This window comes from Neolewinella lacunae (assembly GCF_014349155.1).
Lineage (GTDB): Bacteria > Bacteroidota > Bacteroidia > Chitinophagales > Saprospiraceae > Neolewinella > Neolewinella lacunae.
In genome coordinates, this window is sequence record NZ_JACSIT010000148.1 from 1 (window position 1) to 11584 (window position 11584).

Here is an 11584-nt window from a genome sequence, read left to right on the forward strand (position 1 = left end):
GGGGCCGTCTAAAAAGTCAGCCCCAAAGCTGTGGGGTGCGCCACGGTGGCTGTGCTGGTTGCGTTCTGACACATTTAAGAAAAAATATGTGTTCCTTTTTTGGGCCTCCCCACATGCTGGGTGGGCCTTCAGGGAGTTAAAAATGCCGTCTAGACGGATTTTTGGGCCGTTTTAGGTCATTTGGGCCCTTTGTACGACCGGAGTAAGCAGACTACGCCCTTGCTCAATCGATAATTTATGTAATCGACGAAGATTTGTGGCTATCGAAAGGAGGCCCATCTCAATGTTAACCCCCGTAAGTCCCTTTAGTGTAAACCGACGTCTTCCCAGATTGGCCTTCAAGTTGCCAAAGAAGCCCTCGACTTCTGCGTTACGGCGCAGGCACTTTGCTCTACCCTCTTTCGTGCTCAGACGAGCTCGGGCTTGCTGGCGATAGCTTTGACCTTTGTGGCTAATGGTTACCACTCGGTTGCCGTCTTGTTTATGACACATCCCGCGCAAGGGGCAGCCTATGCAATTGACGGCTTTGTACTTACTTGTTTCACGGATATACCCACTTGCTGTTTTCTCCTCTCCCTCTCCACAATACGTCATATGCTGACCCATGGGGCATATCAGCACATTTTGCTCTTCGTTATAGTATAACTGGCTTGGCGCAAATGGCGCTTTAAGTACTCCTTGCTCTTCCTTGTAATAGCCCGGGTATTTGAGGTAGGCTTCTATCTCCTTGCCCTCACAATAGCGATAGGCCTCTTCGTTGCCATACCCCGCATCGGCTGTAATGGCCTTGGGCAAGTTCAATCCGATTTGGCTTAAGATCGATTCGGTGTCTTCAAGATGAGGAATGAGGCAGGCCGCATCAGAAGGCGTCTGGTGCATTGTCCAGTTTACAACAAAGTGGTTTTCCGTTCCCACTTGAGCATTGTAGCCGGGTTTTAGCTCCCCGTTGCCCAAGTGGTCGTCTTTGGGCCTCATGAACGTAGCACCATGATCCGTTTTAGAGTAAGACGACCGATCTCCCAGTAATTCTTGCTGGCGCTCATATTCCTGGAGTTTGGGCAAGGACTTGCTCTCCAGGTTTTTCAGTTTTGTCTTTGCCTTTTTGACCTCTTTGGCTTCCTCCTTGGTGCTGGGGGACTGACTTTCTAAGGCTTTGTTGAGTCGATCAATCGTTTCTTGGACTGCTGCACTGTCGCTGAGTTTGTCCCCTTGATCATCCCCATCGGCAGCTTGCTCATCCTCTTTATCCGCTTTTTCACATAAAGCGTCAATCTGAGAAACGATCATCCCTATCTGGTCTAGCACCGACTTCTTGTAACGCTCAACGTTTGACTTCCAAACGAAGGTGTACCGGCCAGCTACTGACTCCAGTATAGTGCCATCTAAAAAGTAATCATCCAGCTTGACATAGCCTTGTTCATGTAAAGTCAACAAAACGTGGGCAAACACTTCCTTTACCCGGCCACCCATGCGGTGCTTGCGAAAGTTATTGATCGTATTGTGATCGGGAGTGGACATCCCACTTAGCCACATGTAGCACACGTTCTCATAGCAAGCCTTCTCAATCGAACGAGATGAGTACACCCGATCAGAATAGGCATAAACCAACACCTTAAGCAGCATCCGAGGAGAGTACGCGCTACTGCCACCTCCTAAATAGGTGCTTAGGATCGAATCAATGTTCATCCCATCTATAATCTGGCTGATCAGCCGCGCCTTATGATGAGGCGGTACCATGTCGGCAAGATGTGGAGGGAATAGCAAGCCTTGGTTCTGGAGGTCAGGCTTGAAAACTGCTCTTTTTGTGCTCATCGGCTACGGGGATGGGAACAGCCTCAAAATACTACTTTTTCGTATTTTGTACCAGAATGCCCCCCTAGTAGACTTTTTAGACGGCCCCGCGGGGGGGAGCACCTGCGTCCGCGCCCACCCTAAAAAGCCGCCACCAAATGAGATTCCCACAATTCCCCTTACCTTGCCACAAAGTCCGACCATGTACGATAAGACCACGCTGGAAGCCTTCTACGAGCGCGAGAAGAAACACCCTGAAAAGCCTTTCCTCCACCAGCCGTTCGGCGAGCGTTGGGAGACTTACACGTGGGGAGAAGCCGGGCAAATGGCGCGTAAACTCGTCGCCTACCTCCGTTCGCTGGGGCTTAAACCCGGTAGCCACATCGGCCTGGTGTCCAAAAATTGCCGGGAATGGATCATTGCCGACCTGGCCATCATGCTGGCCGGCCACGTTTCGGTGCCCTTCTTTCCCACCCTTTCCGGCAAAGGCATCGCCGAAGTACTCCACCTGGGCGACGTTGACCTCCTCTTCATCGGCAAAACGGAGGTCTGGGAAAACATGCAGACCGGCGTGCCCGAAAACCTGCCCGTCATCACCTTCCCCCACTACCCGGGCAACGACCTGATCGAACGCGGCAAGCGCTGGGAGGAGATCATGACCGAGTTTGAACCCGTCAGCGACAGCCCTTCTTCCGACCGCAGCAAGCTCTGGACGATCATCTTCACCTCCGGCACCACCGGCACGCCGAAGGGCGTGATGCTGAGCATCAAAAACCAGATTTCCCTGATGGACAGTCTCTGGGACGAAAACCCCCTGGGACTGGATTACAACGGCAACAACCGCTTTTTCTCCTTTCTCCCGCTTAATCACGTAGCCGAGCGCGGCACCATCGAGACGATGTGTTTTACCCACGGCGGCGAGATCTTTTTTACGGAAAGTATCGAGCGCTTTGCCGCCAACTTGCAGCACGCGCGGCCCACGTTCTTTTTCGCGGTGCCACGCATCTGGACCAAACTCCGGCAGGGCGTCCTCAAGAAATTGCCGCAGGCTAAGCTCGATGTTTTGCTCCGCATCCCCCTCCTTTCCTGGTTCATCAAGCGCAAAATCCGCAAGGGGTTGGGGCTGGATCAATCCCGGCGCAACGTGACTGGGGCTGCGCCCATCGCCCACGAGTTGAAGGCCTGGTTTGACCGCATCGGCATCCCCATTTCGGAGGCCTACGCCATGACGGAAAACGGTGCGGTGGGGCACATGCTGATGGCCCACGAAGACCGCCCCGGCTCGGTCGGCCGCACCTTGCCGGGCACTGAATGCCGCCTCGATCCAGAGACCAACGAGGTGCTTACCCGCGCCCCCTATACCATGCTGGGCTACTACAAAAGCCCCGAGAAAACGGCCGAAACCATCATCGATGGCTGGCTACACACCGGCGACCAGGGCCGCATCGACGCCGATGGCTACCTCTATTTGACGGGCCGGGTGAAGGACACTTTTAAAACCGCGAAGGCCAAATTTATCGTCCCCACCGAAATTGAAGACAAGTTCGCCGGAATCACCGAAGTCGAACAAATGTGCCTGCTGGGACTGGGCATGCCGCAGCCGGTCTTGTTGGTCAACCTTTCGGAAACGGGTCGGGCGCTGCCGCAGGATGCCGTGGAAGCCACGCTGAAAGCAAAGCTGGTCGAGGCCAACGCCCAGCTTTCCAGCTACAAAAAAGTTGCCGCCGTCGTCATTACCCAAGCCGATTTCAGCATTGAAAACGACATGCTCACCCCCACGCTGAAGGTCAAGCGCCCGCAGGTACACAACCGCTACAGCCCGCAGCTGGAGGCTTGGTCCGCCGGGAATGGCGCTACGGTGATTTGGGAGTAGGTACTTGCTAAGCAGCCCCGCGCGCCCCCTACATCCGCTCCGGCACCTCAATGCCCAGCAGGTTCATGCCCGCGCTGAGGGTATTTCCCACCGCCTTGCAGAGTTGGAGGCGGAAGGCCACGGCGGCGGGACTTTCGGCGCTGAGGATGCTGTGGTCATGCCAGAACTTGTGGAGGCTTTTGGCCAGTTCGTAGCAGTACATCGCCACCACGCTGGGGTCGAGCGCCTCGGCGGCGTCGCGCACGAGAGCGGGGAAAGCGTAGAGTTGATTGATCAACTCCCGCTCGGCCGGGGCGAGATCCCGGTAGTCGGCGGCGGCGCTGAGGTCCAGCTCACCGGCCTTGCGCCAGACCGCCCGGGTGCGGACGTAGGCGTTCTGGACGTAAGGGCCCGTCTGCCCCTGCATATCGACGCTTTCTTTGGGGTCGAAAGTCATCCGCTTCTGGGGACCTACTTTGATGATGTGGAACTTCAGGGCCGCCATGCCGATCTGGCGGATGATGGCCTTCTGCTCTTCGGTGCTCAGTTCGCTGGTGGCGTCGCGTTCCTGGCTGGCGATGGTGGCTTCGTGGATGACCTCATTCATCAGGTCATCGGCGTCGACGACCGTCCCTTCCCGGCTTTTCATCCGGCCCGTGGGCAGGTCCACCATCCCGTAGCTGAGGTGGAAGAGGCCAGCGGCGTAGGGTTCCTCCAGGCGCTTGAGCAACTCAAAGAGGGTGGCGAAGTGGTGGTTTTGCTCGTCGGCCACGACGTAGATCATGCGTTTTGCGCCAAAGTCGTCGTAGCGCAGGCGGGCCGTCCCCAGGTCTTGGGTGATGTAGATGCTCGTGCCGTCGGCCCGCATCAGGGTTTTTTCGGAGAGCTTGGCGTCGGTTAGGTCGGCGTAGATGGAACCGTCTTCGCGGGCGAGGAAGGCCCCTTTTTCGAGGCCCAGCTCCACCATGTCTTTGCCGAGCACGTAGGTTTCCGACTCGTAGTAGAGCTTATCAAAGGTGACCCCGAGACGCGCGTAGGTCTCCTCGAATCCGGCGTAGACCCAGGCGTTCATCTTGCGCCAGAGGGCAACGGTTTCCGTTTCGCCCGCTTCCCAGTCGAGGAGCATCTGCTTGGCAGCCTGGCCCAGTTCGCTGTAGTCGTTGAAGTACTTTTTGCTGAAGCCTTTGAAGAATTCTGCGGGGGTTTGCTCCGCCTTAGCGTGCTGGGCCAGAACCTGCTGAGCGACCTCCGTGGCCTGCCATTGCTGGTATTCTTCCTGGAATTTCTGTTCGAAGAGGACGTAGTAATCGCCCACAAAATGGTCGGGCTTTTGTCCCGTGCTCTCCGGCGTAGCACCGTCGCTATAGCGCTGCCAGGCGAGCATCGACTTGCAGATGGCGATGCCCCGGTCGTTGATGATTTGGACGCGCTTGACGTTGTAGCCCGCCTTGGCCAACAACTGGCTGGCCGACCACCCGAGCAGGATGTTGCGGACGTGGCCCAGGTGCAGCGGCTTATTCGTATTGGGGCTGGAGAACTCAACGACTACGGTCTCGTCGCGGGCGGGCGATTGGCCGTAGTCCTCCTGAATGGCAGCAGTCAGGAGGAAGTCGCTCCAGTAGGCGTCGGAAATGACGAGGTTGAGAAAGCCCTTGATGACGTTGAAATCGGCCACTTCCGCCAGATTGGCTTTCAGGTACTGGCCGAGGTCTTCCGCGATTTCGTCCGGCTTCTTGCGGGCCAGTCGCGTGAGGGGGAAAGTCACTACCGTGTACTCACCGGCGAACTCTCGGCGGGTGGTTTGCAGGGTGATCTCTTCGCTGCTTCCGTCAACGCCGTAAAGTTCCGTAAGGGCCCGCTGTACACCAGCCTGGAGGATTTGGGGGAGGGTCTTTGTCATATCGGGGGCAAAGGTAGTTCAGTAGTTTATTAGTTCAGTAGTTCAGTAGCCAGTAGTTCTTCCGGTGGAGCGTCACTTTACTCGCGTTAACCTTTACTACTTCGCTTATTCACCCCCTTAGACCTTCGGTCTGTTTTTCACCACTAAGAACACTAAGGGCACGAAGAGGAACTAAGTACCATCTGCCCTTGCCGTAGGCCTTAGTTCTTCTTCGTGTTCTTAGTGGTTCAAAAAAGAGCGAAGCTCCCCAGAAGCTCAGCACCTCTTCGTGCGCTTAGTGGTTCAAAAATGACTAACTACCCGGCAACACCATCACCGCATTCAGCATCATCCGGCTAGGGCCCCGCCAGAACATCCGGTAGTGGGGGTTTTCCATGAAGTAAACTACCCTACCCTGCCCGTAGTTGCGCACCCCAGCCCAGGTGTTACCCGCCAGCGTTTTCAGGTTTTCATCTGAAGCGTAGCCGGAGGCGAGCAATGACTTGGCATCCGTAACGTAGCGACCGACACTTTCCAGGCCGGCGTCCGGGCACAGCGCAGTAGGCCCAAAGTTGAGGGCGTAAACCTGGTCTTTGAGGCCAAAAGCCAGCGGATGCGTCACGTCGAGCGTAGCGTGGAGGGCGGAGCCGGGGATGCGGCGCTTGCCGTAGTAATCATTCTGCTCCGCGTAGGTCAGGGTCTTGCTCACTTCGGAAGTGTCTTCTTTGGCTTTGCACAGGGGCTGGTCTTTGAAGATGCTGCCACTGCCCGCAAAGAACTCTGCGCTGGAGCCAATGGCCACCAAAGTCCCGCCGGCGGAGAGCCACTGCTTGAGGTGTTCCTGGCCTTCGCTGCCAAAGACCTCGCGTAGGCCCCGGGCTTCTGGCAAGATCAGCACGTCGTAATCGTAGAGGCTGGCCAGGCCGTAGCGGGAGCCGAATTTGGGCAAGTCCGTTTCCTCCAGCGTGGAGGCCCGGATGCGATCAACGGGCAACTCCGTCTCGAAGTCGAAGAGCCAGTAGATTTGTCCGGAGGTTAAGACGTCAAACGGCGGCTCCACCAGCAGCGCTACGCGGGGTTGCTTGATGGGGAAGTTGCGGGTGCTGCCCAAATCGTTGCCGTCGGCCATCCGCCCGGTGGTGAAGCGGTGGATGGTGACGCCTTCTTTGGCGGCCAGGCTTTGCATCAGGGCAGGCAACTCAGCTTCCATTTCCAGGTTGCGGCCTACGAGCATGACCAGGCTGCCGGGCGCAAAGGCCGTGCCATCGTCGGCCGTAAAACCGGATACGGAGGAACGTACCCGCACGCCTTTACCCCAGAGTTTGGCCAAAACCCGCGGCGCCCGCCGTTGCCCCCAGTTGATGACGTAAGCGTAGGCCTTGCCACTGCCGCCCACTTCCACCACACCGCCGGAGCGCTCGAAGGAAGTTACGGGCTCGGTATCCAGGGTCAGCGGAGCTTCAATGACGGAAGTCTCCAGGTTGTAGGCCAGCGGGGCTGACCACGTCGACATGTCGTACATGACGCTGTCTTCAATCTGTAAATCGCGGTTCAGCAGGCTATTGACGAAAAGGTGGCGGGCTTGCTCCGTCCCCACCAGGTAAGTTCCTGACTGGAAGCTCTTCTTCGCTGCCTTGCCCGCGGCATCGCCCTGGCGGTAGTCTTTGGCCACGGCGGTAAACGACTCCGTGGCCCGCTCCACCTCCACGCCGTGGGAAAGGAGGATGTTGATGACGTCTTCCACGTATTCGCTGCCGTCGGCCTCAATGGCGTAGGCGGTGGCCGGGGCCTTGCTGTTCAGGGGGTTCCAGGCGGCGATGCTGTAGTCGATCAGGGCGGCACGGTTGCGGGCGGCGGCTTTTACCTGGGCGATGCTGGTGACGAAGTGGTCGTACACCCGCTGCCGGAGGGTGAGCACGTAGCCGTCGTTGGTCTCCACGGCCCGGCCAGCAGCGATGCCGCCTTGCTCGGTGAGCATCCCGATGGCCCCCATCACCGTGGGGTAGCTGGAGCCGTAGCTGGGGTAGTAAAAGTCGAACGCATCGCGGGTGAAGTAGCTCAGGGATTGCTTGTTGAACTCGTGAATGTTGGCGCGGCCGAAGGTGTCGGCCCAGACTTCGTAGGCGTCGGGGAGCAACAAATTACGGGGTGTCGTGCCGGGCACGGTGAAGTAGTTGGCGTTGTAGCCTTGCTCGTGGTAATCGGTGTGGACCTGCGGCATCCAGCGCTGGTAGGCGGCGGTGTGGCCCCGGCTTTCGGGGTGGACGCCCCATACCCAGTCGCGGTTGAGGTCAAACCAATAGTGGTTCGTCCGGCCGTTGGGCCAGGGGGCGTAGTGTTCCAGGTCGCGGGGTTCCTGCCCCCCGGTGTGGCGGGCGGCGCCGTTGTACCAGTAGACGTAACGGTCGCGGCCGTCGGGGTTGATGCAGACGAAAAGCAGGTTGACCGTCTTCTTGAGGGCGTCCAGCAGCGCGGGGTCTCGGGAGGTGGCCAGCTCGTAGGCTACCTGCATGGCCGCTTCGGTGGAACTGGCTTCGTTGCCGTGAATGTTGTAGCTGTAGGAGTTGATCACGGGTTGCTCGTCCACCGTTCCCTGCACCTGCGACCGCGCCCGTTTGAAGGCACTGACGAGCGAGAGTTGCTTTTGCCGGATGTCCTCCAGCCGCGCCATATTGGCTGCGTCGCTGATGGTGAGCAGCAGGAGGGGTCGGCGCTCGTAGGTTTCGCCGTACTGCTCTATTTTGATGCGGTCGCTGTTGGCGGCCAGGAGGCGGAAGTATTCGACCGACCGGGCGTATTCGGTGAAGCGCTCGCCGAGCTGGTAGCCGAGGAATTCGGCGGGAGAGACGATCTCCCCCACCCTGCCATTGTCCGGGAGTTGCAGCCTTTGGTAGATATCGGTTTGTGCAGCTACGAAAAACGAAATGAGAAAAAGTTGGAGGAGTAAAAATACGCGCATGTAAAATGGATGTTTAGGCGGGTAAAATAGGCAATCTGTGCCGATTCATTTGGGCGCGGCCGCAGGTGCTCCCCCCCGACCCCCCAAAGGGGGGAGATAAGATAAAAGAGCAGTGTTTGTCCCGGTTGCCGGGGCGCTAGTCGACGGCCACCAAATAATCCGCCTGCCGGGGAATGATCTCGCCGAGCGGGGCTACGACGTGGCCGTGGTCGGCGCAGAAGGCCCGGAAATTGGTCGCCTGGTCGGGGGCCACTGCGCAGAGCAAACCACCGCTGGTTTGGGGGTCGGCCAGCAGCCACTTGGCCCGCTCGTTGTGCAGTTTTACGTGGGCGCCGTAGCTGTCCCAATTGCGCTTGGTACCGCCGGGAATGCAGCCTTCCGCCAGGTAGTAATCCAGGATATCAGCATCAATGAGGGGGACGTCCGACAGGCGCACCAGGGCGCTGGCCGCACTGGCCCGGCACATCTCGGTGAGGTGACCGAGTAGGCCGAAGCCGGTGACGTCGGTCATGGCGTGGACGTACTCGCGGGTGCCCAGGGCCGCGCCGATTTTGTTCAGCCGGACCATCTGCTCCGTTGCCAGGTGGGCATCGGCGGCGCGTAATTTCTTTTGTTTCTGGGCGGTGCTGAGGATGCCGACGCCGATGGGTTTGGTGAGAAACAGGATGTCGCCGACGTGGGCTCCGCCGTTCTTTTTCAGGTGGGCGAGGTCGATGCGGCCGTTGACGGCCAGTCCGAAAATGGGCTCCGGGCAGTCGATGCTGTGGCCGCCCGCCAGGGGAATGCCGGCATCGGCACAGGCCTGCCGACCGCCTTCTACCACGAGGCCAGCCACTTCGGGGGCCAACAGGTTGATGGGCCAGCCGAGAATGGCGATGGCCAGCAGCGGCGTGCCGCCCATGGCGTAGACGTCGCTGATGGCATTGGTGGCCGCGATGCGCCCGAAAGTCAGTGGGTCATCGACGATGGGCATGAAAAAATCGGTGGTGGAGATGATGGCCGTGCCGTCGCCGAGATCGTATACCGCCGCGTCGTCGCGCTCGCCATTGCCTACCAATAAGGAAGGAAAGTGGGGTCCCGGCGCCGTTTGGGCCAGGATGGTATCGAGGACGGCGGGGGCAATTTTGCATCCACAGCCAGCGCCGTGGGAGTATTCGGTGAGGCGGATTTCAGACATGGCTAATAGCTTGTTGGGGTGAAAAAGCGGCTGGCCCCGACGGGAAACCATTCCGGCACCCGGCGAAGGTACGGGCAGCGGGGGCGGAGTGCAAAGGAAGCCAGCGGTCGTGGGACGACAAACGTAAAAGCCGTAGTGCCCTTACCTTTACACGATGGAAAAAATGGCAGTGGTTGGCGGAGGAAATCTGGCCTGGCACCTGGTGGCGGTGCTCCAAAAGGTGGGGGTAGAGGTTGCTTTGGTAGCGCGTGATCCAGCGAGCAAACAGGGGTGGCAGGTGCCGGTTATCGCGTACGCTGAGCTGGAGGTCTTTGGTCCGGACCTGGTCTTTTTGGCCGTCCCGGACGATGCGATTGGCGAAGTGTCGCTTCGTTTGGCCGAGTTGCTCGGACCCGCAGTGCCAGTGGTTCACACCAGCGGCGCTACGGCGATTGGTCGCATCGCGGACCATTTCCAGTTCCGGGGCGCGCTCTGGCCCATCCGTTCGCTGCGGCGGGGGGAGGTGGTGGACAATTGGCGCGAGGTGCCGCTGGCGTACTGGGCGGAAGATCCGGGCTTGCGGGCGGCGCTGGAGCGGCTTTGCCAGCGGCTGAGTGACACGGCTTACGCCCTCGACGATGGGCAGCGGGCGCAACTGCATTTGGCGGCGGTGTTTAGTAATAATTTTGTGACGTGGTTGTACCAGATCAGCTACGAATTGTGTGCGGCCAAAGACATTCCTTTTCACACCCTATTGCCCATCATCCAGCATACGGCCCTGCGGCAAGACGGCACCCCACCGCGCATTACCCAAACCGGTGCCGCCGCCCGGGGCGACGTGGCTACGATCCAGCGCCACCTGGAATTGTTGGAAGGCTACCCCGAGTACGCCGCCTTGTACGCGCGGATCAGTGGTTTGATTGGGGAGGGGGTGAGGTGATTTTATTTTGGTTTATGGTTTTTGGTTTTTGCTTTACAGTGTTTTTGGGGGGGCGCGGGCGCAGGTGCAAACCGGGGCATGTCCAACCTGAGGATTCACTTTTTAACTAAACCTAATTTTCAGAAAAGTTAAATAATTTTTTCACTTCCCTTATTAGCAGGTCAAATCTTGTGTCAAGCTTGCCCTTATGCTCTTCTTCCAATTGAATTAATGAATTCAATATCGATGCTTCTAAAAACTCAAGCCTTTCACCTTCGGTCTTTTCAAAAAAGTTTTCATCTGTAACAATGATATTTTTCCCAATTGACTTTTCTCTTTTCCTGAACCCTTCACCTTTATCCAAGTGATCCAACTCGTACTGCAAGGGATTCAAATAGAACTGGAACAATATCAATTTAACATCATTCCCATATTCTATGTTAACTACTTGTTTCAAAAGGTGATCAATACCAATATCGCCCCAAATATACCGCCTAAAGGATTTGCCCTTTTCTTCTGCTGCTTCATCTTCGTGCTTTGTCGCATCCCCGAGCAGTGATGGACCTGAAACAAAACAACCAAACAGGTTTTCTTTTTGATGTACTAAACTCGTTTTCATCAGTGGAAATTTTTATTTAATGGACCTCTTAAAATCAAGTTTTGTTGGTGTTCAAAGTCATACGCCCCCTGGCTATAACGCTTCATTCGGCCGATTCATGCAACAACGCCGTTCGGGCTCATTCAAATAGTTGTCAGTCTTTTATGAGGATACGAGCTATTGAGTCGCCCACTAAATATCGTTTATCAACAATGAGTCGGTGTTTAAAATCATTATTATCAATTATGTCTTTCCATTTTTTATTGCATAAGGAAAAGTTTGACACTGTATACAAATAAGGTTCCTTAGAGGAACTACATAAAAGCCTTTCGTTTAAATGATTCCAGTATGTAACGGAACTGTCGTTAGGTTCAACCCTGTTATTTGGAACCCATGTAATTAATTGGTTACTATTCACTATCAATGAATC

Annotated in this window: 7 protein-coding genes; 2 read left to right on the forward strand and 5 right to left on the reverse strand. The window is 56.9% G+C overall.

Annotation, left to right across the window (positions count from 1 at the left end; genetic code table 11):
- Positions 1–171: 171 nt before the first annotated feature.
- The gene (locus H9S92_RS17895; RefSeq protein WP_187464761.1) at positions 172–1812 is read right to left on the reverse strand and encodes an IS1182 family transposase; all 1641 of its coding nucleotides are present in this window, start codon (positions 1810–1812) and stop codon (positions 172–174) included.
- A gap of 181 nt (positions 1813–1993) precedes the next feature.
- Here H9S92_RS17895 and H9S92_RS17900 point away from each other — a divergent pair, with 181 nt between their 5' ends.
- Positions 1994–3664, forward strand: a complete 1671-nt coding sequence (locus tag H9S92_RS17900) for an AMP-binding protein (RefSeq protein WP_187468071.1) — start codon at positions 1994–1996, stop codon at positions 3662–3664.
- Between the two features lie 28 nt (positions 3665–3692).
- Here the strand turns inward: H9S92_RS17900 and argS are convergent, their stop codons facing one another.
- The 3 genes from argS to selD form a co-directional block, all read right to left on the reverse strand.
- Positions 3693–5543, reverse strand: a complete 1851-nt coding sequence (gene argS / locus H9S92_RS17905; protein WP_187468072.1) for an arginine--tRNA ligase — start codon at positions 5541–5543, stop codon at positions 3693–3695.
- A gap of 292 nt (positions 5544–5835) precedes the next feature.
- Complete coding sequence (locus H9S92_RS17910) at positions 5836–8481, reverse strand: M14 family zinc carboxypeptidase (protein ID WP_187468073.1); 2646 nt, start codon at positions 8479–8481, stop codon at positions 5836–5838.
- 136 nt (positions 8482–8617) lie between these two features.
- On the reverse strand, positions 8618–9658 hold the full coding sequence (gene selD / locus H9S92_RS17915; protein WP_187468074.1) for a selenide, water dikinase SelD: 1041 nt from the start codon (positions 9656–9658) through the stop codon (positions 8618–8620).
- Between the two features lie 154 nt (positions 9659–9812).
- On the opposite strand from selD, the gene H9S92_RS17920 reads away from it, so the two are divergent.
- Positions 9813–10577 (forward strand): DUF2520 domain-containing protein, encoded by a 765-nt coding sequence (locus H9S92_RS17920; RefSeq protein WP_187468075.1) that lies wholly within the window; start codon positions 9813–9815, stop codon positions 10575–10577.
- Positions 10578–10689: 112 nt separating this feature from the next.
- On the opposite strand, the gene H9S92_RS17925 is transcribed toward H9S92_RS17920, so the two are convergent.
- Positions 10690–11175, reverse strand: coding sequence for a hypothetical protein (locus H9S92_RS17925; RefSeq protein ID WP_187468076.1), 486 nt, complete (start codon positions 11173–11175; stop codon positions 10690–10692).
- Between the last annotated feature and the right edge of the window lie 409 nt (positions 11176–11584).